Here is a 23,086-nt window from a genome sequence, read left to right on the forward strand (position 1 = left end):
TTAAATTAAGCCACTCGCTGGTTTAACAAGGTTACTAGGAGATGCGGTATGCCAGAAAACAAGAAAAAAGCGCTAGGCATTCTAGCCATAGCAGGCGTTGAGCCGTACCAAGAAAAAGCTGGTGAAGAGTACATGTCACCAGAGCAAATGGCTCACTTTACAAAAATTTTAGGAGCTTGGCGCGACCAATTGCGTGAAGAAGTAGAACGTACAGTTGTACACATGCAAGACGAAGCGGCAAACTTCCCAGACCCTGTAGACCGTGCGTCTCAGGAAGAAGAGTTCAGCTTAGAGTTGCGTAACCGTGACCGCGAGCGTCGCTTGATCAAGAAGATCGAGAAAACTCTAAACAAGATCGAAGAAGACGAATTCGGCTTCTGTGACTCTTGTGGTGTTGAAATTGGCATTCGCCGTCTAGAAGCTCGCCCAACAGCAGACCTTTGCATTGATTGCAAAACGCTAGCTGAGCTTAAAGAAAAGCAAATGCAAGGCTAACGCCAACAAAACAATAGTTTAAACTAAAGGGAGCCTAGGCTCCCTTTTTCATACCAATCACACTAAGTAAGTGATCAGAAATAACGCAGGAAAAATGCTCGAGAACAAGGCAGAATATTTCGATAAGTAGTTATTCTACAATCAAAAATTCTAACGCAGTTGTCGATCATTTTAACAAGTTAGAGTGACCCGTTAATTAGTACGATTGGTATCAATCATAAGTGTTTGTATGGATTACGTTGGACGTTTCGCCCCCTCCCCCTCTGGCCCTTTGCATTTCGGCTCACTAGTCGCCGCACTGGGTAGCTATTTCCAAGCTAAAAGCCAACAAGGGACCTGGTTGGTCCGTATGGAAGACCTTGACCCACCACGAGAAATGCCAGGCGCAGCGGATCTTATTCTAAAAACCCTAGAAGCCTATCATCTCTTCTGGGATGGCGAGGTCGTGTATCAAAGCCAACGACATTCCATTTATCAATCACAGATAGACGAGTGGCTTGCACAGCAAGAAGCCTATTATTGCCAATGTACTCGCAAGCAAATCAAAGCCGATGGCGGTTATTATCTTGGTCACTGCAGAGATAAGCACCTTCAAGCAGAAGGGTGTGCGGTTCGTATTAAGGTTGATACTCCAATAACAGAGTTTTACGACCTCAAGCATGGGCGAATTGCTATACCTCAAGCCATTGCCGAAGAAGACTTTATCATTAAGCGTCGTGACGGCTTATACGCGTATAACCTTGCGGTAGTGATTGACGATATTGAACAAGATGTGACTGAAGTAGTGCGTGGTGCTGATCTCATCGAACCCACAGGGCGACAAATTGGTTTGTATAACACCCTTGGAAAAACACCCGTACAGTATCTGCACTTACCACTAGCGGTCACTGAAAATGGAGCCAAGCTCTCTAAGCAAAACCATGCCGAGGGTATAAGCCTAGATAACCCTGTCCCGACCTTGCTTGAGGCAATGCGATTTTTAGGTTTTTCTCTGCCTAAAGGTATGGATAGCGGCAAAATTGATGAAATCATCGCCTGGGGAATTGAACATTGGCACTTAACTCAGCTTCCAGAAGCGACTCAAATCACAACCTTGTTCTCAAATCGTGTCAGCTAGGCTATTATATGCGCGGATTTGAAGCTGATTCAGAACCAAACCTTTATTGAGTGCAACACTAACTATCGCACTCTCGTTCCTACTAAAAAAGAAACCGACAAACTCGATGACATCTGATTTCGATAGCAATAACTCAGTTGGGAAAATAGACCTTACTATCTACCCAAGAGACAAACACAATATCTCAAGAGAGCATATCAGTGAGAATGCACTCAAGGTATTATATCGATTACAAAAAGCTGGATACGATGCGTTTTTAGTAGGCGGTGGCGTTCGCGACCTTCTTTTAGATAAATCGCCCAAAGACTTTGATATCGCTACCAATGCCACTCCAGAGCAAATCAAACAGTTGTTTCGTAACTGTCGCTTGATTGGCCGTCGCTTTCGACTGGCCCACATCATCTTTGGCCGAGACATTATTGAAGTGGCAACTTTTCGTGGCCATCATCAAGAGCCTGAAAAACAAACTGCAGTTCAATCTGATGAAGGTATGCTGTTGCGTGATAACGTTTACGGCAGCATAGACGAAGATGCTGAGCGTCGCGATTTCACTATCAATGCAATGTATTACAACATTGCCGATTACTCTATTCATGACTATGCCAATGGCATGCAGGACTTAAACGAAGGTATGGTTCGCCTTATCGGTGATGCAGAGGTTCGCTATCGCGAAGACCCTGTGCGTATGCTTCGTGCTATTCGTTTTGCGTCTAAGTTAGACATGGATATCAGTTTTGAAACTGCCGATCCAATCAACTATCTTGCGCCTCTGCTTCAGGGGATCCCTGCGGCACGCCTATATGAAGAATCTCTTAAATTGCTTCAATCCGGCCACGGTTTAGATACCTACGACCTATTGCGAGAATTTGGCTTGTTTGAGCACTTATTCCCGCAGGTAGCAGAGCTATTTACCGAGGAAGAGAACTCAAAGGCTGAGCTCATGATTGAGTTGGTACTGGAATCAACAGACCAACGCATTGCTGAAGGCAAGCGAGTCAATCCTGCATTCATGTTTGCGGCTATGTTGTGGTACCCGCTCGAGGCTTATGCTGCACGCCTTATGGCTGAGCAAGGCATGAGCGAATACGATGCTATGATGGTTGCTGGTAACCATATCCTTGATGAGCAAGTTCGTAGCACTGCGATTCCACGTCGCCATACTGCAACCATCCGAGAAGTATGGCAACTGCAGTCTCGCCTAGAGCGCCGCTCTGGTAAGAGAGCCTTCCGCCTACTTGAGTTGAACAAATTCCGCGCCGGATTCGACTTCCTTGAGATGCGTGGCGAAGTTGAGCAAGGCGATACTCAAAAGCTAGCTCAGTGGTGGCATACCTTCCAGCACTCTGGTCGAAACATGCGCCAAGCTATGGTGAATGACCTAGCGAGCGGTGGTAAATCAGGTAGCGCACGTCGTCGTCGACCTGCAAAGAAAAAACCGAAGAAAACTAATTCATGATTAATGCGTATATTGCAGTAGGAAGCAATCTTGGTGATCCTGTCGCTCAAGCAAAACAAGCGATAGAGAGCCTCAGAGACCTTCCTCGCAGCCGTGTTATTCAGGCGTCATCGCTGTATAGCAGCACGCCTATGGGTCCTCAAAACCAGCCCGACTACATTAACGCTGTCGTCAAAATAGAAACTGAACTTCAGCCTCTAGAGCTTCTCGATAACACTCAGAAGATAGAGAATGAGCAGGGGCGTGTGCGCAAAGAGGAGCGCTGGGGACCTAGAACTCTTGATCTCGACATTATCCTTTATGGCGATGAAACCATCGACCTACCACTCTTAGTGGTGCCTCATTACGGCATGCGGGAACGAGAGTTTGTGCTTTATCCTCTTCTCGAAATCGAACCAAATTTAATACTTCCCGACGGAAGTGCACTGTGCAAACTGATCCAGTCCGTGGACAGAAATGGCTTGCAGGTGTGGGACAAGTAACCGAGTCCAGCTTCCAGTAAAAGGCATAGAAATGAAAAAAGTAACTATCAACACGCTAATGAAGCTTAAAGAAGAAGGTCGTAAATTTGCTTCTTCAACCGCTTATGACGCAAGCTTTGCTCAACTATTCGAACAACAAGAAATGCCAGTGCTTCTGGTAGGCGACTCGTTAGGAATGGTACTTCAGGGCAAGCCAGATACTCTCCCTGTGACCGTTGAAGAGGTCGCTTATCACACTCGCTGTGTACGTGCGGGCAGCCCAAATAGTCTTCTTATGGCTGATATGCCATTCATGAGTTACGCAACGCCACAGCAAGCCTGCCTAGAAGCGGCCAAGCTGATGCAAGCGGGTGCCAATATGGTCAAACTGGAAGGTGGCTCTTGGCTAGCTGAAACAGTACGTATGCTGACAGAGCGTGCAGTACCAGTATGTGCTCACTTAGGGTTAACGCCACAATCTGTAAACATCTTTGGTGGCTTTAAGGTTCAAGGTCGTGAGCAAGAGCAAGCAGACCAAATGGTTAAAGATGCACTAGAGCTTCAGGCAGCAGGCGCACAAATCATCTTACTCGAATGTATCCCAGCTGAGCTTGCAGAGCGTATCACTAACGCCTTGAACGTGCCTGTTATTGGTATCGGCACGGGTAATGTGACGGATGGCCAAATTCTCGTTATGCACGATATGTTCGGAATTTCGGCTAATTACATGCCTAAATTCTCAAAAAACTTCCTAGCTGAAACCGGTGACATGCGCAGCGCAGTAGCAAAATACATCACTGATGTTGAAAGCGGTGCATTTCCAGGCCCAGACCACACCATCGCCTAGGAGTGAGTATGCTTACAATTGAAAATACTACTCAGCTTCGCGAGCAGATTCGCAGCTATAAGCGTGAAGGTAAAACCATTGGCTTTGTGCCAACCATGGGTAACTTGCATGAAGGGCACCTAACACTGGTTCGCAAAGCTAAAGAATTAGCCGATGTCGTGGTAGTGAGCATTTTTGTGAATCCGATGCAGTTTGGTAATCCTGATGACTTGCAGAACTACCCAAGAACAATGGATCAAGACCTTGCCTTGCTGAGAGAATTAGGCACTGACTTAGTCTTTACTCCAACACCTGAGATCATGTATCCGAAGGGGTTGGATAAGCAGACCTTTGTTAAAGTCCCTCTACTATCAAGCATGCTCGAAGGCGCTTCGCGTCCAGGTCACTTTCGCGGCGTCGCCACTATCGTGACTAAGCTATTCAACCTAGTGAGCCCTGACGTTGCATGTTTTGGCGAAAAAGACTTTCAGCAAGTAGCGGTAATTCGTCAAATGGTTGAAGACTTAGCAATGGATATCAATATTGTTCCTGTATCTACGGTACGTGAACAAGACGGTCTTGCTATGAGTTCTCGCAATAACCGATTAACCGCAGATGAGCGCAAGGTCGCGCCAGCTCTGGCGAAAATCATGCTTGAAATGACTGATAGGATATTACTGGATCCTACGGATGCACAGGCTGTTATCGCATTTGGTGTGCAAGCCATTACTGAGGCAGGAATGAAGCCAGATGAGTTATTTATTCGTGATGCTCATACGCTAGAAGAAGTTACCTCTTCTACCGAAGAAGCCGTTGTACTCGTTGCAGCCTTTCTTGGCGCGGTAAGACTTATCGACAATAAGATTGTTGAACTTAGCTAATTCAACCCAGCCACTAAAAAGGGAGCCTAATTGGCTCCCTTTGTATATCTGCTAGCTTCTTAATCCAATGCCTTTATCGACAAGTCGATACGCGACAGTGAACAGGATAACCACAAATAGCGTTAGAACAGTGAACGAGCTGACGATATCCACATCCGACACGCCCAGGAATCCATAGCGGAATGCATTCACCATGTAGACGATTGGATTGATCTTAGACACGCCCTGCCAGAATTCAGGCAATAAGCTGATGGAATAGAACACACCGCCTAGGTAGGTCAAGGGTGTCAAGATGAAGGTAGGGATGATTGAGATATCATCAAAGGTACCCGCAAACACCGCATTGATCAGGCCACCAAGAGCAAAGACTACTGAAGTCATAAACACGGTTGCAATGATAACGCCCCAATGCTGAACCTGAAGATCAACAAAGAACAGGGATACAAAGGTAACGATTGTGCCAACGAGCAACCCTCGAACCACGCCACCCATGACATATCCTGAGATAATCACATAGGTAGGCACCGGAGCCACGAGCAACTCCTCAATGTTCTTCTGAAACTTAGAGCTAAAAAATGATGAAGCTACATTCGAGTAAGAGTTGGTAATCACGCTCATCATGATTAGGCCTGGAACAATGTATTCCATGTAGCTAAAGCCATTCATCTGTCCAATGCGAGAACCAATCAGATTGCCGAAGATAATGAAATACAGTGTCATGGTAATCGCCGGTGGTACAAGGGTTTGTACCCAAATACGCATAAAACGATTAATTTCTTTGCCTAGTAGACTCTTAAAGGCCGTCCAATATACGCCATACATTACTGCTGTTCCTCGGTTTGATCTCTCACGATAGTGACAAATAGCTCTTCAAGACGGTTGGCCTTATTACGCATAGAAAGTACCTTCACGCCTGCATCCGTTAACTGTGAAAAAACATGGTTCAGCCCCTGTTCTTTCTTTAATTCAATCTCAAGTGAGCCGTTCACAAGGTGCTGGCTAACTACATCATTCAGCGACTGAGGCTGTACCCCTTCCTCGAGATCTAGGATAAAGGTTTCCACCTGCAATTTATTTAGCAGGCTCTTCATACTGGTGTCTTCGATCAACTCACCGCGATTAATGATGCCGATATTACGGCACAACATCTCAGCTTCTTCGAGGTAGTGAGTGGTTAAGATAATGGTAATGCCTTCTTTATTGATCTTCTGCAGGAACTCCCACATAGAGCGCCTTAGCTCGATATCAACACCCGCCGTAGGTTCATCAAGAATAAGTAACTTAGGCTCATGCATCAGAGCGCGAGCTATCATTAAGCGACGCTTCATGCCCCCTGATAATGTTCTCGCTCTATCACTGCGCTTATCCCAAAGTTCAAGCTGAGTGAGGTACTTCTTAGCTCTGTCTTTTGCATCGGCGCGCGATACGCCGTAGTAGCCTGCTTGTTGCAGTACAATTTGCTCAACCGTCTCGAACATGTTGAAGTTGAATTCTTGAGGTACTAAACCCAGGTTCTGTTTTGCAAGCTCAAGGTCTTTGTCGATATCATGACCGAACACAGCAACCGAACCAGAGGTTTTATTGACCAATGATGAGATAACACCAATAGTCGTGGACTTCCCTGCTCCGTTAGGGCCTAGCAGTGCATAAAAGTCGCCCTTTTTGACGCTAAGAGACACACCTTTTAGTGCCTCAAAGCCACCTTTGTAGGTCTTTCGTAGATTTTCTATTTCTAATGCGTACATATGAAGTTGTTTTCTTAGTGGTTATTTGTCACAAATCCGATTTGATTTGAGCGAATTTTAGGTATAGTAACCCAAGATTCAAAAAAGGACTTAACATGCCAGAAATTAAACAGTTATTTGAGAATAATTCCAAATGGTCAAAATCTCGCACAGCTGATGAGCCTGAGTACTTTACTACATTGGCGCAGGGACAAAACCCTGATTTCCTATGGATAGGATGCTCTGATAGCCGAGTTCCAGCAGAACGTCTTACTGGGCTTTATTCTGGAGAGCTATTTGTTCACAGAAACGTAGCAAACCAAGTAATACATACCGATTTAAACTGCTTATCTGTTGTTCAATATGCCGTAGATGTGTTGAAAGTTAAACACATTATTATTTGTGGCCACTATGGCTGTGGTGGCGTTAATGCCTCTATCGACAATCCTAAGCTAGGCCTTATCAATAACTGGTTGTTGCACATTCGCGACCTCTACCTAAAGCATCGTGATTACCTTGATGGACTTTCTGAAGAAGAGCGTTCAAATAAGCTTTGCGAAATCAACGTAGCGGGACAAGTACACAATCTAGGTCACTCAACCATCATGCAATCTGCATGGGAACGAGGCCAAGAAGTTGAGATACATGGCGTCGTATATGGTATCGGTGATGGCAAGCTAGAAGACCTAGGAGTACGTTGCTCAAGCAAAGAAACGCTAGAGGCAAACTTCCCCGTCGCTATGGCGAAGATCCTAAAGCAGGATTAATCGAGTCCCCATTAAATAAATACCCGCTCTATGCGGGTATTTTTCTATCTAGTACTATTAATATTATAACGGTACTACTTTACCAATGTATGGCAGGTTACGATATTTTTGCGCGTAGTCTATGCCTACACCAACCACAAACTCATCCGGGATCTCAAAGCCAATCCACTTTACATCTACTTTAACTTCTCGGCGAGAAGGCTTATCAAGCAGGGTCGCGATTTGAATCGAATTAGGCTCACGAATAGATAAGATTTCACACACCTTGCTTAGCGTATTACCCGTATCAATGATGTCTTCCACCAGCAACACATCTTTGTCTTTAATGTCATCATCAAGGTCTTTCAAGATACGCACATCACGAGAGCTTTCCATGGTGTTGCCATAGCTAGAGGCTGTCATGAAATCAACGCTATGGTTTACCGTAACTGCGCGAGACAAGTCAGCCATAAAGACAAACGAGCCACGTAGAAGTCCTACCATAACTAGCTCTTCGCTGTCTTTGTAATGCTCGTTAATCAATGCACCAAGCTGTTGTACTCGCTCTTGAACCTCTTGTTCAGAGATCATCACTTCTACGGTATGTTTCATACTGTTCTCTCGTTTACTGGACTCGCATCAACTATAGCCACCTGTTGCCATACTGTCGCAAAATTTTGCGTTTGAATGGTAAGGCCTTCTCAAAAAAGTCGTTGCGCTTAAAATGGGTGAGCATTGTAACAAACAATGTTTTGAAACCGAAAAAAACCCAGCTAAAAAGCTGGGTTTTATTTTCAAACTCATTATTCAGTAAATAAGAAATTACTTCTTCTTCACTGCTTTCTTGTTTGGAAGATCAGTGATTGAACCTTCAAATACTTCAGCCGCTAGACCAACAGATTCATGCAGTGTTGGGTGAGCATGGATAGTCAGTGCGATATCTTCCGCATCACAACCCATCTCGATAGCTAGACCGATTTCACCAAGAAGCTCACCACCGTTAGTACCCACAACAGCACCACCGATTACGCGATGAGTATCTTTGTCGAAGATCATCTTAGTCATGCCGTCAGCACAATCTGATGCGATTGCACGACCAGAAGCTGCCCAAGGGAACGTAGACACTTCGTAGTTAATGCCTTCCGCTTTCGCTTCTTTCTCTGTCTTACCAACCCACGCCACTTCTGGCTCAGTGTAAGCAATTGAAGGAATAACTTTAGGGTCAAAGTAGTGTTTCTTACCAGAGATAACCTCTGCCGCTACGTGACCTTCATGCACACCTTTGTGCGCAAGCATTGGTTGACCAACAACGTCACCGATAGCGTGAATGTGTGGCACGTTAGTACGCATCTGCTTATCAACATTGATGAAGCCGCGCTCATCAACCTCGATACCCGCTTTTTCAGCGTCGATTAGCGCACCATTAGGCACACGACCGATAGCAACAAGAACTGCATCGTAGCGTTCAGCTTCTGCTGGTGCTTTTTTGCCTTCCATTGATACGTAAATACCGTCTTCTTTCGCTTCAACAGCGGTCACTTTAGTCTCAAGCATTAGCTTGAACTTGTCTTTGATACGCTTAGTGAAGACTTTAACGATGTCTTTATCTGCTGCTGGGATAACTTGATCAAACATCTCAACAACGTCAACTTTAGAACCTAGAGAATGGTATACCGTGCCCATCTCAAGACCGATGATACCACCACCCATGATAAGCAATTTTTCTGGTACTTCATTCAGCTCTAGTGCATCCGTAGAATCCCAAATACGTGGGTCTTCATGCGGGATGAACGGCAGTTTGATTGGGCGAGAGCCCGCTGCAATGATTGCGTTGTCGAAGTTAACCGTTGTTGATTCTTCGCCTTCCACTTGGATAGTGTTAGGACCAGTGAATTTACCAAAACCATTCACAACCGTTACTTTACGCATCTTAGCCATGCCGTTAAGGCCGCCAGTCAGTTGGTCTACAACCTTCTCTTTCCAGATACGGATTTTGCTGATGTCTGTCGTTGGCTCACCAAATACAACACCGTGCTCAGCCATTGCTTTTGCTTCTTCGATAACTTTAGAAACGTGAAGAAGTGCTTTCGATGGGATACAACCCACGTTCAGACAAACACCACCTAGAGTGCTGTAGCGTTCAACAAGTACAGTTTCAAGACCTAAGTCTGCGCAGCGGAAAGCGGCAGAGTATCCAGCAGGACCTGAACCCAGTACCACAACTTGGGCTTTAATTTCTTTGCTCATTTTGACCTCTTGTAGTCATTATCCCTAACAGGCTAATTGGGTATTTGCGTCACCCCAGTTTACAAACTTGTAAACTAAGAGAAAACTAATTCCATTTAGGCTGTGAGCTATACAACAATTCGGCGATACTTTATCTCAAGTCGCGCCCAATCTTGTTAAATATTTGCGACAAAAAGCAGCTCTTGCGAGCTGCTCTATTTTTTACATTACCAGACGACGAATATCGCTTAGGCATTGGTTTAAGAAGGTAATGAATCGTGCACCTTCTGCACCATCGATAACACGGTGGTCATAAGACAGTGACAATGGAAGCATTAGACGAGGAGTAAACTCACTGCCGTTCCATACTGGCTTCATCTCAGACTTAGATACACCAAGGATACCCACTTCTGGTGCGTTCACGATTGGCGTGAATGCTGTACCGCCGATGCCACCTAGGCTTGAGATAGTGAAACAGCCACCCTGCATATCTGCAGCTGTTAGCTTACCAGAACGTGCCTTCTTAGATATAGCCGCTAGTTCAGCAGACAACTCGTAGATGCCTTTCTTGTTTACATCCTTAAATACAGGAACAACAAGACCGTTTGGTGTATCTACTGCGATACCAACGTTCACGTACTTCTTAAGAATGATGCTTTCACCATCTTCAGATAGAGACGAGTTGAATGAAGGGAACTCTTCAAGAGCTTTCGCTACAGCCTTCAAGATAAACACAAGTGGTGTGATCTTGATACCAGAGTCTTTCTTCGCTTCAAAAGCGTTTTGCTCTTTACGGAACTTCTCAAGCTCAGTGATATCTGCGTTATCCCACTGTGTAACGTGTGGGATCATTACCCAGTTACGATGCAGGTTAGCGCCAGAGATCTTCTTGATCTTAGACAGTTTCTGAACTTCAGTGTCACCAAACTTGCTGAAGTCCACTTTTGGCCATGGTAGTAGGCCAAGTGCACTACCGTCACCTTTACCTGATGCGCCAGCACCAGACTCAAGGCGTTTAAGTGCGTCTTTAACAAAGTTCTGAACATCATCTTTTAGGATGCGGTTCTTACGACCTGTGCCTTTAACCTTAGAAAGGTTAACGCCAAACTCACGAGCAAGACGGCGAACAACTGGAGATGCATGTGCATACTCGTGGTTCTCTTGGAAGTCACCTTTAGTTGCTGGTGCTTGAGCCGCTGCTGGTGCTGGTGCTGCAGCCGGAGCAGGTGCTGCCGCTGGAGCCGCTAATGGTGCAGGTGCTACTGCACCACCGACCGTTTCAAATACCATGATTAGAGAACCAGTGGTTACTGAATCGCCTTCAGTAATCTTGATTTCTTTAACCGTACCCGCAAATGGTGCTGGTACTTCCATAGAAGCCTTATCGCCTTCTACAGTAATAAGTGACTGTTCTTCTTCAACGCTATCACCAACAGAAACCATGATTTCAGTCACTTCGACTTCATCACCACCAATGTCAGGTACGTTAACTTCTCGACGTTCCGGCGTTCCGGCTGCTGGAGCGGCAACAGGTGCCGCTGCTACTGGAGCAGGGACTGCTGCACCTGAACCCGCTACCTCAAATACCATAACTAGAGAACCAGTTGATACTGAGTCGCCAGAAGCGATCTTGATTTCTTTTACTGTACCAGCAAATGGTGCAGGAACTTCCATAGAAGCCTTGTCGCCTTCAACCGTTAGAAGAGATTGCTCTTCTTCTACTGTATCGCCAACTGCAACCATGATTTCAGTCACTTCGACTTCATCACCGCCGATGTCAGGTACATGAACTTCTTTTAGTTCAGAAGCGCCGCCCGCAGGAGCTGCTGCTGGAGCCGCTTCAACTGCTGGAGCTACAGGTGCTGCAGCTGCAGCGCCCGCTTCTTCAAAAATCATGATTAAAGAACCCGTCGTTACTGAATCGCCTTCAGATACTTTGATTTCTTTAACGATACCCGCTTGAGACGCTGGTACTTCCATTGAAGCTTTGTCGCCTTCAACAGTGATCAGTGACTGCTCTTCTTCAACCTTGTCGCCAACGTTAACCAGAATCTCAGTTACTTCAACCTCATCAGCACCGATATCAGGTACATTAATTTCGATTGTCATTGTTTATTTCCCTTAATAAATGGAAGTCTTATGCGTATTGCGGGTTAATTTTGTCTGCGTCGATGCCAAATTTAGCAATTGCTTCTGCAACTACTGACTTCTCAACATCGCCACGTTTAGCCAGTTCAGTTAGCGCAGCAACGACTACGTAGCCAGCGTTAACTTCGAAGTGACGACGTAGGTTCTCACGGCTGTCTGAGCGACCGAAGCCATCAGTACCAAGAACCTTGTAAGACTCAGAAGGCATAAATGCACGTACTTGCTCAGCGTAGTTCTTCATGTAGTCAGTGACTGCGATTGCAGGCTCACTACCAAGAACCGTTGTAATGTATGGTACTTTTTCTTCAGCTTCTGGGTGAAGCATGTTGTCACGCTCTACCGCTTGACCGTCACGAGTTAGCTCGTTGAACGATGTTACAGAGAAGATGTCAGAGGCTACGCCATACTCTTCGCTTAGGATTTGAGCAGCTTTACGCGCTTCGTTCATGATAGTACCAGAGCTCATTAGCTGAACTTTAGACTTGTCACCTGCGTAAGACTCTAGCTTATAGATACCTTTACGGATGCCTTCTTCAGCGCCTTCTGGCATTGCTGGCATTGCGTAGTTCTCGTTCATTACTGTTAGGTAGTAGTAAACGTTCTCTTGCTCTGGACCGTACATGCGACGAATACCGTCTTGCATGATTACCGCTAGCTCGTAAGCAAACGTTGGGTCGTAAGAGATACAGTTAGGTACAGTGTTCGCCATGATGTGCGAGTGACCATCTTCGTGCTGCAGACCTTCACCGTTTAGCGTTGTACGACCCGCTGTAGCACCTAGTAGGAAGCCACGAGCTTGTTGGTCACCTGCTAGCCATGCCATGTCACCAATACGTTGGAAACCAAACATTGAGTAGTAGATGTAGAACGGGATCATTGGCAGATCGTTGGTGCTGTATGACGTTGCAGCAGCAACCCAAGATGCCATTGAACCTAGTTCGTTGATACCTTCTTGAAGAACCTGACCAGAAGTCGCTTCTTTGTAGTATGAAACGATGCCTTTATCTTCAGGCGTGTAGTCTTGACCGTGCGGGTTGTAGATACCGATTTGACGGAATAGACCTTCCATACCAAAGGTACGTGCTTCGTCACAGATGATAGGAACGATGTTCTTACCAACACTCTTGTTCTTCAACAAGATGTTTAGTGTACGAACGTAAGCCATAGTGGTAGAGATTTCACGCTTCTGAGCACCCAGTAGAGGAGCGAACTCTTCTAGTTCTGGTACTTGGAATTCTTGAGTGAACTTAGGCAGACGCGCTGGAGTGTAACCGTGTAGAGCGTTACGGCGAGCGTGCATGTATTCGTATTCAGGAGTGCCAGCTTCAAGCTTCAGGTAAGGAAGTTCAGCTAGTTTGTCATCTGAAAGAATGTCTTCTAGGCCTAGACGGTCACGCAGGTGTTGAACATGAGTCATGTCCATTTTCTTCACGCCGTGTGCAATGTTCTTGCCTTCTGCTGCATCACCCATGCCGTAACCTTTAACGGTTTTAGCTAGGATAACAGTTGGCTTGCCGCCAGTTTCTTTCGCATTGTTGAATGCTGCGAATAGCTTAGATGAATCATGACCACCACGCTTAAGCGCGAAGATTTCGTCATCAGTCATATCGGCAACAAGTGCTGCAGTCTCAGGGTATTTACCAAAGAAGTGCTCACGTACGTACGCGCCATCTTTAGATTTAAATGTTTGGTAGTCACCATCGATAGTTTCGTTCATTAGCTGAAGAAGCTTACCTGTGGTGTCTTTCGCAAGCAGTGAATCCCAGTTGCTACCCCAGATAACTTTAACAACGTTCCAACCAGCGCCTTTAAATAGGCCTTCTAGTTCTTGAATAATGCTGCCGTTACCCATTACAGGGCCATCTAGACGCTGTAGGTTACAGTTGATTAGGAAACATAGGTTGTCCAGTTTTTCACGAGCAGCAAAAGAGATTGCACCACGTGATTCTGGCTCATCCATCTCACCATCACCTAGGAATGCGTAAACGCGCTGAGCTGAAGTATCTTTTAGACCACGGCCTTCCAGGTACTTCAAGAAGCGAGCTTGGTAGATAGCTGAAATCGGGCCTAGACCCATAGATACTGTTGGGAACTGCCAGAATTCAGGCATCAACTTAGGATGTGGGTAAGAAGGGATACCCTTGCCGTCAACTTCTTGACGGAAGTTGTCTAGCTGCTCTTCAGTTAGACGACCCTCAACGAATGCACGAGAGTAGATACCTGGAGAGATATGACCTTGGTAATAAACCAAATCGCCACCATCCGTCTCATTTGGAGCGCGGAAGAAGTGGTTGAAGCAAACTTCGTAGAATGCAGCTGCTGACTGATAAGAAGCCATGTGACCACCAAGGTCTAGGTCTTTCTTGGAAGCACGCAATACGATCATGATTGCGTTCCAGCGGATGATAGAGCGAATACGACGCTCAAGCGTTACATCACCAGGGTAAGCTGGTTCTTGCGCGGCCGGAATGGTATTTATGTAGTTAGTGTTAATGCCTGTAGGCATATCAACACCGTCTAAGCGAGCCTTATCTAGAACTTGTTCTAGTAGGAACTGCGCGCGTTCTACACCTTCTTCACGTACTACTGACTCAAGCGCTTCTAACCAATCTTGAGTTTCCAGAGCATCTACGTCATGCTTCATATCAGACATGGCGAACTATCCTTTTTTATTAAGTTAGGTCAACTACTAGGGTGGTATACCCTAAGCAAAAGCTTACTGTTTGTTCTGTTGAATTCGACGCAATGAACGAGCTCTTCTGCCCTGTTCTTCGGTCAAGTCCGACAATGTTTCATCGATAAACGCTAAATGAGTTTCAGACATTTCACGGGCTCGTTGTGGCTCTCTCGATGTAATCGCCTTAACGATGTCCGCTCTGTGCTCATTTAATTTTTGAATTACGTCTTCACGACTGTGCAGAAGCATCAAGTTCTGTGACACATTCTTTTGCAGCAGTGGAGATAAACTACGAACAATGTGCAATAGCACTACGTTGTGTGAAGCCTCTGCAATAGCAATCAGGAACTCCATGATAGCTTCAGATTCTTGCTCAACGTCATCGCTATCCACCGTAACGCTCATCGCCTGTTGGCACTGAGTAATACGCTGGAAGTCCTCTGTCGTTCCTCTTAAAGCAGCAAAATAAGCAGAAATACCCTCGAGTGCATGTCGCGTCTCTAATAGGTCTCTTTGCGTATCAGCATGATTTGAAAGAAGGTTCAAAAGAGGATCAGTTAGATTAGAAGACAAGCTTTCACAAACAAAAGTTCCCCCACCTTGGCGACGAGTTAACAACCCTTTGGCTTCTAGCCTTTGAATTGCTTCGCGTACCGACGGTCTGGAAACATCAAACTGCTTGGCAAGTTCTCTCTCTGGCGGCAATTGCTCGCCTGGAGACAATATCCCATCCAAAATCAATGTTTCCAACTCACGCTCTATCACATCAGATAGCTTAGGTTGGCGAATACTTTGAAAGGAAACTTTTTGCATCTAAATCTCTGCGTCCTGCTCGATGTTAATTGGTATTACCAATTTCAACTTGACGCGAAACTTAACATATCAATTTCTCACCTGTCTAGGAAAAATTGATTTAAATCATAAAACAGGGATCGCGATAACAAAAGAATTCCAAAAAAAAGGGGGGCTGTGACGTATTTGTTAATAAATGTGTATTCACGCGAACTATATGTTCACCTAATCACTTGTACGACAAATGTATCAATCACGCACTAAGCTGCGATCATCTTGCGAAATCTAGACCAGTTAAAGGATAGGCCTGGATCGGTTTTTCGCAGCGGCGCTATGTATTGATGGCCGGTAATTCTCGATGAGTTCAGCTTAGGATAGGTGTCGAGTAGGAACTGAGTCAGATTGGCTAGGGATTGATATTGATCCTGTGTATAAGACACATAATCCGTTCCCTCTAGCTCGACACCAATTGAGTAGTCATTGCACTTATCACGACCGGCAAAAGAAGAAAGGCCAGCATGCCACGCTCGTTTTTCAAATGGGACAAACTGTACTATTTCACCATCCCTTTTAATTAAGCAATGCGCCGAAACTCGCATGCTGCTAATTCGTTCAAAAAACGGGTGCACAGAGGCATCCAATTGCCCTTGGAAAAAGGCTTCAATATTGCCGTTATTAAATTCAGCGGGCGGAAGGGAAATATTGTGAACTACTAGTAAAGAGATGTCCTCGGGATCAGGCCTCTCATCACAATGCGGAGATGGGATGGCTTTGGCGTGCGGATACCATAAATTAGCGGACATTTTTCTTCCCTGAGAGCAATTATTGCTGAATTATAATTCAAGCAAGAGTATCATTCAGCACAAATCAGTATTCGACAACATAGTGAAAGTTTTGGTTATGAAAAATACCCACGACAGTGACGCTCGTTTAGCGTACCTAAAGCAACAACTGCCTCATGAAGTATCTCGCGCAGTAGAAGAGACACTTAAAGAAGATCTTGGGGGCTCTGTTGACGCTTCTGTGGACATCACCGCAAATCTCATCGCAGAAGATACTCAAGGTATCGCAACCATTATTACTCGCGAGCACGGCGTGTTCTGTGGGCTGATGTGGGCTGACGAAGTCTTCAAACAACTTGGTGGACAAGTGACGGTTGCATGGCACGTTGCCGATGGTGACACGGTAGAACCTAACCAAACGCTATGTACTCTTACAGGCCCCGCACGCACGCTATTAACTGGCGAACGCAACGCAATGAACTTCATTCAAACACTCTCTGGCTGCGCTACCCTTGTTGCCGAGTATGTGAGCAAGATTGAAGGTACTGGATGTAAGCTACTTGATACTCGCAAAACCATCCCAGGTTTACGCAGTGCATTAAAATACGCTGTTGCCTGTGGCGGCGCCTTCAATCACCGCATTGGTGTCTTTGATGCTTACCTTATCAAGGAAAACCACATCATTGCCTGTGGTGGTATTGAGCAAGCAATCTCTACAGCCAAAGAGCTAAACCCTGGGAAGCCTGTTGAGGTGGAAACAGAAAGCCTTGATGAGCTTAAGCAGGCCATTGATGCTGGCGCGGATATCATCATGCTAGATAACTTCACTTTAGACATGATGCGCGAGGCTGTGGCAATCAACCAAGGTCGTGCTGTACTTGAGAACTCAGGTAACGTAACCCTAGAGACTATTCGTCCTATGGCTGAAACCGGTGTTGATTTTATCTCAGTTGGCGCTTTGACTAAGCACCTGAAGGCTATGGACCTGTCCATGCGATTCAAATAGTCACTAGATCCACACGCATAAAGAAAGGTCAGCATTGCTGGCCTTTTTTGTCTCTTAAAGTATGAGATACAGTTCACTCTATTGCGACAGACTCTCCCTTTATTACTGCTTCTACAAACATCGGTTACTCCATTCGCTGCGAGGCACTTAGCAGTAGCTTGCTCCGTTTCTTTTACCTCAGCTCATAGCTTCTAGTTTTATTGCCACCAGCAAACCTTGAGTCACCCAAGGAGAAAGCAATGAGGAAAGAGCAATGAGCAGAAAACAAACTGGCTTCACCTTAATCGAACTAATGATTGTCGTCGCGATCATAGGCGTACTGTCCGCTATCGGCATTCCCATGTATCAAGACTATGTAAAGAAGTCTGAACTGGCTTCAGCAACCGCGACCTTACGAGGGTTACTAACTAAGGCTGAACTCTATTATTTAGACCAAGGTTCTTTTCCTACCGTTCTGACAGATATCAATACGGTATCGAGTGCCGGCGGCAGTATTGGAGAAGTGGGGATTAGTGGAAATCAACTGCAATTCACCTTTAGTTCAACAGGCAGTTCATTAGACGGGTCTTCGGTGTCCTTTGCTCGTGACGATACATCGGGTTGGAGCTGCAGCGTAAGTGGCGCTGTAGGTATTGATAAGCCAAAGGGCTGCCAATGACCCACCCTATTATTGCTTCACTCAGCCCTGCAATACTCAGTCAAGCTGATGTGGAGCAATTGTCGCTAAGGACCATAGCGTCGACCGCTGACGCACTCTATCAAGTATCGCAAGTCAGTCAGCATTCATTAGCACAGCTAGGACAGATGCTGGCCAACCATCACCAGCTTGCTTTTAATCCGAGCCCTAATCGAAGCGTTAAACTTAGAGCACTGATAACCATCATCAACGAGCTTCATCTTGAGTCTATTGTTGTTCAGTACCCCATTATCCCAATATCCCTGGATGACGGAGTGTTGCACCTGCTCTCCTTTGATCCACTTCTTAAGTCTCTATTAGCCGAGCTGCAATTTCACCATCGCCTTAATACCCAGTTAATTCTCACAGATATTGAGCAATTCCAATCTCTGTATACTCAAGTAAAACGCCAGCTAAGCTCTCAGCATAATCAAGACATTGACGACCTGAATCTTCTTTCCCAGATAATGCAGCAAAGCCAACAGAGGAATGCCTCAGATATTCATATAGAGCCAGATAAAGATCAGGCTCGAGTGCGAATACGCTGTGATGGATTACTGGTGACCATCATGCAGTTCCCAATAGATAAAATGATGGCGCTTGTCAGTCAGATAAAAATCTATGCTGAACTCGATATCACCGAGCAGCGATTGCCGCAAGATGGGCGCATGAGTTATGCCATTTCTGAAAAAGAAGAAATAGAAGTTCGCGTCTCCACGATCCCTACCCTATGGGGTGAGAAACTGGTGATGAGAATCGCAAGGGAGAAGGAGAGCCTACCAAAGCTTGAGCAGTTGGGACTCAAGCAAGAACAATGTCACGCATTAAAGCAGGCACTTAAACAGCCTCAAGGGCTCATATTGGTGACTGGGCCAACCGGCAGTGGCAAGACCATCACACTCTACTCTTGCCTCAGCACCATCGCTAACACCAGTATTAATATCTGCACAGTAGAAGATCCCGTAGAGATCCATTTTGAGGGGTTCAATCAAGTCCAGACCAATGTTCATATTGATCTTAACTTTGCTCGTTGTCTTCGTTCTTTGCTACGCCAAGATCCTGATGTGATCATGCTAGGTGAGATACGTGACTCAGAAACCGCAGAGATCGCCATTCACGCAGCACAAACCGGTCACCTTGTGCTCTCAACCCTACACACAAATTCGGCCTTTAGCGCCCTCGAGCGCCTATACCAGCTTGGCATTAATCAAACAGACCTTATCGACAGTCTGCAGTTAGTTATAGCCCAGCGCCTGTTACGTAAGTCATGCCCGCACTGCGCTCAGAGCATCTCTCACGATATTTGCCATCACTGTAATGAAGGCTACAAGGGAAGAACTGGAGTATTCGAACTGTTACCCATAACTCGCCAACTATTGTGCAATATCACGCAACTACAAGGTGGCAAAGAAGAGATAAACAATTATCTCATTGGCGAGCAAGGTCTACATGACGTCGCCAAAGAGCTTTGCTTGCAACGAGTCACTACCCAACAAGAGATCGAGCGAGTGCTAGGGCATGAGTAGCTTACAGCTCTTTATTTGGTTAGGTATTGGCCACTTTAAACCAAGGATTACCGGCCACCTTTTAGCCTATTCAGCTCCCCAACTAAAGAGGATTCTAAGGAGCAAAGGCATCGATCTTCGCAAATTCATAGCAAAACCTGTTCCCTTTACCGCAACATACAAACATGAGGTAAAGTACAGTGATATCACCACTTTTACCCATCAGTTAGCCTTAATGCTTGAGGCTGGACTGCCTATATCACTCGCTTTGAATGAACTGCAACACTCCAGCCAACGACAAGGCGTGCGAGCCTTATTAGAAGAGCTGCATTTTCAGATACAGCAAGGCCAAAAGCTATCGGTAGCAATGCAGGAGTTTAGCTTCCTCGATTCTATTTATCTTCAGTTTGTACGAATCGGCGAGGAGAACGGGGACCTTTGCACAGCGCTGGGATATTGCATCGAGCACAGAGAAAAAAACCAGCAATTACTCAAGCAAGCAAAATCAGCGCTTATCTATCCCGCTTCCGTCATCATCATGGCGTGTGTTGTATTTGCAGTCATGATGGTGTTTGTCATTCCACAGTTTTCGAGCATGTTCGATAGTTTTGGCGCTGAATTACCCAAACTCACACAACTCACCGTTGAATTATCGACTTGGTTTCAGCGGCATTTTTGGGCCTTGATATCAGGTCTATTGATCTTCGGTAGCCTTATTTATTTGTGTTATCAAAAAAGTCAGGCTTTTCACCATCTAATCGCCAAGCACAGCTTAAGCATTCCGGTACTGGGGCCTTGTATTGTTATTGGGGAATTAGCTCGCTTCAATTTACTGTTGTGTAATGGAATACAGGCGGGTCTTCCATTAATCACCTGTATCCACAATGCATCACTCGCGGTGAAAAATGACTTTATGCGGCAGGGGCTTAGCTGTGCAAATGATAGTATCAAAGAAGGCAAAAGCCTTTATCACTCACTAGAAGCACTCTCATTTCTCCCATCAATCATGCTACAGATGATTAAAATTGGTGAAATAAGCGGTTCGTTATCGGTTGTAACAGCTAGATTGGCTACACTTTTCGAACAACAACTTAAAGAGGCCACAGACAAGTTGAGCCAATTAATAGAACCCTTAGTCATTGTTTTTCTTGGTGCTCTTGTGGGAGGGCTGGTGTTAAGCATGTATTTACCTATTTTCAGCCTTATGAGTGCTGTTGGATAAGCTTATCTCTGAGATAGGTGTAAACAAGCACCTAAAGTTGCGATAACATACCCATAGACTTTCTCAATATTGGCTCAAGATGCTCGATTTTTATTTTTTGCACTACCCTTTGCTATTTCCGATACTCGCCACCATTCTTGGCTTGATCATTGGTAGCTTTCTCAATGTAGTGATCCATCGACTTCCGATCATCATGGAAAGAGAGTGGCAGAAAGAATTTGCTGAAGCCTACCCTGAGCTTAAACTTAAGGTACCAGAAGGGGTCTTTAACATCAGCCTCCCACGCTCACGTTGCCCTAAATGTGAAGCGCCAATTAAAGCTATACATAACATTCCAGTTATCGGATGGTTAAGCCTCAAAGGACGTTGCCGTGCCTGTGGTGATAAAATCAGCCCTAGATATCCACTTATAGAGCTTCTTTCAGGTTTTCTCAGTCTCACCATCGCACTCCTATTCGAACCAAGCTTATACGCTGTCGCATTACTTGGATTTACCTGGGTGCTGCTTTGCGCCACCTTCATCGATTTAGACACTATGTTACTGCCAGACAGCTTGACCCTACCTCTGATGTGGGCAGGTTTGGCTTTATCGGTATTTGGGATCAGCCCATTATCACTGCAAGATGCGGTTATCGGTGCGATGGCTGGTTATCTTTCTTTGTGGAGCGTCTACTGGTTATTCAAGTTGCTCACTGGCAAAGAAGGCATGGGCTATGGTGACTTTAAACTGTTGGCTGCGCTGGGTGCGTGGTTAGGTTGGCAGTCGTTACCACTTATCATCTTACTTTCTTCTTTAGTTGGCCTAATATTTGGCATTATCCAGCTTAGGCTCAAGCAACAAGGCGTTGAAAAAGCCTTCCCCTTCGGTCCATACCTAGCAATAGCAGGTTGGGTCTACTTGATAGTGGGTGATGATATTGTGACTTGGTATCTCAGTCGCTACATTGGAGGGTACTAATGTCTAGGATAATTGGTTTGACTGGGGGGATAGGAAGTGGAAAAACTACCGTAGCCAATCATTTCCATGACAATTACCACATCGATATCGTTGATGCTGACATTGTTGCTAGAGAGGTGGTAGAGCCAGGTAGTGAGGGCTTAACGGCGATTGAAAATCACTTTGGTCGTTCAATTCTAAACCAAGATGGTACCCTAAATCGTGCTCAATTGCGTGAACGGGTATTTGCCGATCCAAGTAACAAACAATGGATCGACAATTTGCTACATCCAATGATCCGCCAACGAATGCAACAACAGCTAGAAATGGCCACCTCGCCCTATTGCCTGCTGGTCATCCCATTGATGGTAGAGAATGGCTTGCAAAGCATGGCTGATCGCGTTTTAGTTGTGGATGTTTCTCCTGATACACAAATAGATCGAACTTTAGCGAGAGATGGCGTATCTAAACAGCAGGTGCAGTCAATATTGAAGGCACAGGCAACACGAGAGCAAAGACTGGCCATCGCCGACGATATCATCAACAACGATAGCGACAATGGACATTTAGCAGAAAAAATTGCTGAGTTGCATCGTAAATATCTAGCCTTGTGTCACTGATTTCTGGGAGAATAACCATTATGTCTAAAGCAGGATGCAATGTATGACAATCCAAAGATATGAACATCCTCTGAATGAGAAAACCAGAACTTATCTGCGTATTGAAAGCCTTCTTCGTCAGGCGCAACACTGCGCGACGTTTTCAGACCCGCAACACTATCAAGTTCTTTTCCGTTCCTTGTTCGATCTATTAGATATATTTGAACAAATTCAGCTAAAGCCTGAGTTATTAAAAGATTTAGATAAGCTAAAACTGACCTACAGTAACTGGTTAAATGTACCGGGTGTAGACCAACAGCGCCTACAAGGCCTATTAAGCGAAATAGCTCTAGTGCACAAAGAGGTATTAGGGGCTCAACGATTTGGCACAAAGCTTAAAGAAGACAGTTTTTTGTCTTCTATTAGACAGCGCTTTAATCTGCCCGGAGGGGCGTGCTGCTTCGATCTTCCTGCGTTGCACTATTGGCTTCATCAGCCGCTAGAAAAGCGCATGGCGGATGCTCAGCAGTGGCTAAAATCATTGGCTCCATTGAATCATGCATTGCAGCAGTGGCTAAACCTCACTCGCAGCTCCGCACAATTTAAAGCTCAGATTGCGCGCAATGGCTTCTTCCAAAGCGATGCAGACGAAGCCAATATACTCAGACTGCACTTTGCCCACGATTACGGGGTATATCCCATGGTATCAGGGCATAAGAATCGCTTTGCCATAAAGTTTATCCATTTTGATACCGGACAAGCCAGCACTCAAGATATAGAATTTGAATTGGCCATCTGTAGCTAATCCAA

General features: G+C 45.4%; 22 protein-coding genes. 14 read left to right on the forward strand and 8 right to left on the reverse strand.

Features of this window, described 5'->3' with window-relative positions; translation table 11 throughout:
* Positions 1 to 48 precede the first annotated feature (48 nt).
* From dksA to panC, 6 genes are all read left to right on the forward strand, one after another.
* Positions 49 to 495: an RNA polymerase-binding protein DksA gene (gene dksA / locus D5I41_RS19675; RefSeq protein ID WP_119011267.1), complete on the forward strand. Its 447-nt coding sequence runs from the start codon at positions 49 to 51 to the stop codon at positions 493 to 495.
* 229 nt (positions 496 to 724) lie between these two features.
* The gene (gene gluQRS, locus D5I41_RS19680; RefSeq protein ID WP_119011268.1) at positions 725 to 1,612 is read left to right on the forward strand and encodes a tRNA glutamyl-Q(34) synthetase GluQRS; all 888 of its coding nucleotides are present in this window, start codon (positions 725 to 727) and stop codon (positions 1,610 to 1,612) included.
* Positions 1,613 to 1,718: 106 nt separating this feature from the next.
* Complete coding sequence (pcnB, locus tag D5I41_RS19685; protein WP_119011269.1) at positions 1,719 to 3,068, forward strand: polynucleotide adenylyltransferase PcnB; 1,350 nt, start codon at positions 1,719 to 1,721, stop codon at positions 3,066 to 3,068.
* Positions 3,065 to 3,550: a 2-amino-4-hydroxy-6-hydroxymethyldihydropteridine diphosphokinase gene (gene folK / locus D5I41_RS19690; protein WP_119011270.1), complete on the forward strand. Its 486-nt coding sequence runs from the start codon at positions 3,065 to 3,067 to the stop codon at positions 3,548 to 3,550. The genes pcnB and folK overlap by 4 nt, the downstream gene beginning before the upstream one ends.
* A 31-nt stretch (positions 3,551 to 3,581) precedes the next feature.
* Complete coding sequence (gene panB / locus D5I41_RS19695; RefSeq protein WP_119011271.1) at positions 3,582 to 4,376, forward strand: 3-methyl-2-oxobutanoate hydroxymethyltransferase; 795 nt, start codon at positions 3,582 to 3,584, stop codon at positions 4,374 to 4,376.
* A gap of 8 nt (positions 4,377 to 4,384) precedes the next feature.
* A complete protein-coding gene (gene panC / locus D5I41_RS19700; RefSeq protein WP_119011272.1) occupies positions 4,385 to 5,236 on the forward strand; it encodes a pantoate--beta-alanine ligase in 852 nt (283 codons plus the stop codon).
* Between the two features lie 51 nt (positions 5,237 to 5,287).
* Here the strand turns inward: panC and D5I41_RS19705 are convergent, their stop codons facing one another.
* Both D5I41_RS19705 and D5I41_RS19710 read right to left on the reverse strand, forming a co-directional pair.
* The gene (locus D5I41_RS19705; protein WP_119011273.1) at positions 5,288 to 6,058 is read right to left on the reverse strand and encodes an ABC transporter permease; all 771 of its coding nucleotides are present in this window, start codon (positions 6,056 to 6,058) and stop codon (positions 5,288 to 5,290) included.
* Positions 6,058 to 6,981 carry an ABC transporter ATP-binding protein gene (locus tag D5I41_RS19710; RefSeq protein ID WP_119011274.1) on the reverse strand — a complete coding sequence of 308 codons (924 nt, stop codon included), beginning with the start codon at positions 6,979 to 6,981 and terminating at the stop codon, positions 6,058 to 6,060. The genes D5I41_RS19705 and D5I41_RS19710 overlap by 1 nt, the downstream gene beginning before the upstream one ends.
* A 95-nt stretch (positions 6,982 to 7,076) precedes the next feature.
* On the opposite strand from D5I41_RS19710, the gene can reads away from it, so the two are divergent.
* Positions 7,077 to 7,727, forward strand: coding sequence for a carbonate dehydratase (gene can, locus D5I41_RS19715; protein ID WP_119011275.1), 651 nt, complete (start codon positions 7,077 to 7,079; stop codon positions 7,725 to 7,727).
* Between the two features lie 63 nt (positions 7,728 to 7,790).
* On the opposite strand, the gene hpt is transcribed toward can, so the two are convergent.
* From hpt to ampD, 6 genes are all read right to left on the reverse strand, one after another.
* Complete coding sequence (hpt, locus tag D5I41_RS19720) at positions 7,791 to 8,318, reverse strand: hypoxanthine phosphoribosyltransferase (RefSeq protein ID WP_119011276.1); 528 nt, start codon at positions 8,316 to 8,318, stop codon at positions 7,791 to 7,793.
* A 210-nt stretch (positions 8,319 to 8,528) separates the two neighbouring features.
* A complete protein-coding gene (lpdA, locus tag D5I41_RS19725; RefSeq protein ID WP_017032770.1) occupies positions 8,529 to 9,953 on the reverse strand; it encodes a dihydrolipoyl dehydrogenase in 1,425 nt (474 codons plus the stop codon).
* Positions 9,954 to 10,154: 201 nt separating this feature from the next.
* On the reverse strand, positions 10,155 to 12,041 hold the full coding sequence (aceF, locus tag D5I41_RS19730) for a pyruvate dehydrogenase complex dihydrolipoyllysine-residue acetyltransferase (RefSeq protein ID WP_119011277.1): 1,887 nt from the start codon (positions 12,039 to 12,041) through the stop codon (positions 10,155 to 10,157).
* Positions 12,042 to 12,069: 28 nt separating this feature from the next.
* Entirely contained in the window at positions 12,070 to 14,733 is a 2,664-nt protein-coding gene (aceE, locus tag D5I41_RS19735) for a pyruvate dehydrogenase (acetyl-transferring), homodimeric type (protein ID WP_065210201.1), read from the reverse strand.
* Between the two features lie 63 nt (positions 14,734 to 14,796).
* Positions 14,797 to 15,570 carry a pyruvate dehydrogenase complex transcriptional repressor PdhR gene (gene pdhR, locus D5I41_RS19740; RefSeq protein WP_119011278.1) on the reverse strand — a complete coding sequence of 258 codons (774 nt, stop codon included), beginning with the start codon at positions 15,568 to 15,570 and terminating at the stop codon, positions 14,797 to 14,799.
* Between the two features lie 239 nt (positions 15,571 to 15,809).
* A complete protein-coding gene (gene ampD, locus D5I41_RS19745; RefSeq protein WP_119011279.1) occupies positions 15,810 to 16,352 on the reverse strand; it encodes a 1,6-anhydro-N-acetylmuramyl-L-alanine amidase AmpD in 543 nt (180 codons plus the stop codon).
* 97 nt (positions 16,353 to 16,449) lie between these two features.
* Here ampD and nadC point away from each other — a divergent pair, with 97 nt between their 5' ends.
* From nadC to zapD, 7 genes are all read left to right on the forward strand, one after another.
* Positions 16,450 to 17,337, forward strand: coding sequence for a carboxylating nicotinate-nucleotide diphosphorylase (nadC, locus tag D5I41_RS19750; RefSeq protein WP_119011280.1), 888 nt, complete (start codon positions 16,450 to 16,452; stop codon positions 17,335 to 17,337).
* Positions 17,338 to 17,590: 253 nt separating this feature from the next.
* Entirely contained in the window at positions 17,591 to 17,995 is a 405-nt protein-coding gene (locus D5I41_RS19755; RefSeq protein ID WP_119011281.1) for a pilin, read from the forward strand.
* Positions 17,992 to 19,539 carry a GspE/PulE family protein gene (locus D5I41_RS19760; RefSeq protein ID WP_119011282.1) on the forward strand — a complete coding sequence of 516 codons (1,548 nt, stop codon included), beginning with the start codon at positions 17,992 to 17,994 and terminating at the stop codon, positions 19,537 to 19,539. Before D5I41_RS19755 ends, D5I41_RS19760 begins: the two co-directional genes overlap by 4 nt.
* Complete coding sequence (locus tag D5I41_RS19765; protein ID WP_119011283.1) at positions 19,532 to 20,740, forward strand: type II secretion system F family protein; 1,209 nt, start codon at positions 19,532 to 19,534, stop codon at positions 20,738 to 20,740. Before D5I41_RS19760 ends, D5I41_RS19765 begins: the two co-directional genes overlap by 8 nt.
* Before the next feature lie 79 nt (positions 20,741 to 20,819).
* A complete protein-coding gene (locus tag D5I41_RS19770; RefSeq protein WP_119011284.1) occupies positions 20,820 to 21,698 on the forward strand; it encodes a prepilin peptidase in 879 nt (292 codons plus the stop codon).
* A complete protein-coding gene (coaE, locus tag D5I41_RS19775) occupies positions 21,698 to 22,297 on the forward strand; it encodes a dephospho-CoA kinase (protein ID WP_119011285.1) in 600 nt (199 codons plus the stop codon). Before D5I41_RS19770 ends, coaE begins: the two co-directional genes overlap by 1 nt.
* A gap of 43 nt (positions 22,298 to 22,340) precedes the next feature.
* Positions 22,341 to 23,081 carry a cell division protein ZapD gene (gene zapD, locus D5I41_RS19780; RefSeq protein WP_119011286.1) on the forward strand — a complete coding sequence of 247 codons (741 nt, stop codon included), beginning with the start codon at positions 22,341 to 22,343 and terminating at the stop codon, positions 23,079 to 23,081.
* Positions 23,082 to 23,086: the final 5 nt, after the last annotated feature.

It is taken from the genome of Vibrio superstes, from assembly GCF_003569005.1.
Lineage (GTDB): Bacteria > Pseudomonadota > Gammaproteobacteria > Enterobacterales > Vibrionaceae > Vibrio > Vibrio superstes.

Bases quoted from the DNA above. Each gene is read 5' to 3' on its own strand.
- dksA (WP_119011267.1), top strand. From the start codon at position 49: ATGCCAGAAAACAAGAAAAAAGCGCTAGGCATTCTAGCCATAGCAGGC.
- gluQRS (WP_119011268.1), top strand. From the start codon at position 725: ATGGATTACGTTGGACGTTTCGCCCCCTCCCCCTCTGGCCCTTTGCAT.
- pcnB (WP_119011269.1), top strand. From the start codon at position 1,719: ATGACATCTGATTTCGATAGCAATAACTCAGTTGGGAAAATAGACCTT.
- folK (WP_119011270.1), top strand. From the start codon at position 3,065: ATGATTAATGCGTATATTGCAGTAGGAAGCAATCTTGGTGATCCTGTC.
- panB (WP_119011271.1), top strand. From the start codon at position 3,582: ATGAAAAAAGTAACTATCAACACGCTAATGAAGCTTAAAGAAGAAGGT.
- panC (WP_119011272.1), top strand. From the start codon at position 4,385: ATGCTTACAATTGAAAATACTACTCAGCTTCGCGAGCAGATTCGCAGC.
- D5I41_RS19705 (WP_119011273.1), bottom strand. From the start codon at position 6,058: ATGTATGGCGTATATTGGACGGCCTTTAAGAGTCTACTAGGCAAAGAA.
- D5I41_RS19710 (WP_119011274.1), bottom strand. From the start codon at position 6,981: ATGTACGCATTAGAAATAGAAAATCTACGAAAGACCTACAAAGGTGGC.
- can (WP_119011275.1), top strand. From the start codon at position 7,077: ATGCCAGAAATTAAACAGTTATTTGAGAATAATTCCAAATGGTCAAAA.
- hpt (WP_119011276.1), bottom strand. From the start codon at position 8,318: ATGAAACATACCGTAGAAGTGATGATCTCTGAACAAGAGGTTCAAGAG.
- lpdA (WP_017032770.1), bottom strand. From the start codon at position 9,953: ATGAGCAAAGAAATTAAAGCCCAAGTTGTGGTACTGGGTTCAGGTCCT.
- aceF (WP_119011277.1), bottom strand. From the start codon at position 12,041: ATGACAATCGAAATTAATGTACCTGATATCGGTGCTGATGAGGTTGAA.
- aceE (WP_065210201.1), bottom strand. From the start codon at position 14,733: ATGTCTGATATGAAGCATGACGTAGATGCTCTGGAAACTCAAGATTGG.
- pdhR (WP_119011278.1), bottom strand. From the start codon at position 15,570: ATGCAAAAAGTTTCCTTTCAAAGTATTCGCCAACCTAAGCTATCTGAT.
- ampD (WP_119011279.1), bottom strand. From the start codon at position 16,352: ATGTCCGCTAATTTATGGTATCCGCACGCCAAAGCCATCCCATCTCCG.
- nadC (WP_119011280.1), top strand. From the start codon at position 16,450: ATGAAAAATACCCACGACAGTGACGCTCGTTTAGCGTACCTAAAGCAA.
- D5I41_RS19755 (WP_119011281.1), top strand. From the start codon at position 17,591: ATGAGCAGAAAACAAACTGGCTTCACCTTAATCGAACTAATGATTGTC.
- D5I41_RS19760 (WP_119011282.1), top strand. From the start codon at position 17,992: ATGACCCACCCTATTATTGCTTCACTCAGCCCTGCAATACTCAGTCAA.
- D5I41_RS19765 (WP_119011283.1), top strand. From the start codon at position 19,532: ATGAGTAGCTTACAGCTCTTTATTTGGTTAGGTATTGGCCACTTTAAA.
- D5I41_RS19770 (WP_119011284.1), top strand. From the start codon at position 20,820: ATGCTCGATTTTTATTTTTTGCACTACCCTTTGCTATTTCCGATACTC.
- coaE (WP_119011285.1), top strand. From the start codon at position 21,698: ATGTCTAGGATAATTGGTTTGACTGGGGGGATAGGAAGTGGAAAAACT.
- zapD (WP_119011286.1), top strand. From the start codon at position 22,341: ATGACAATCCAAAGATATGAACATCCTCTGAATGAGAAAACCAGAACT.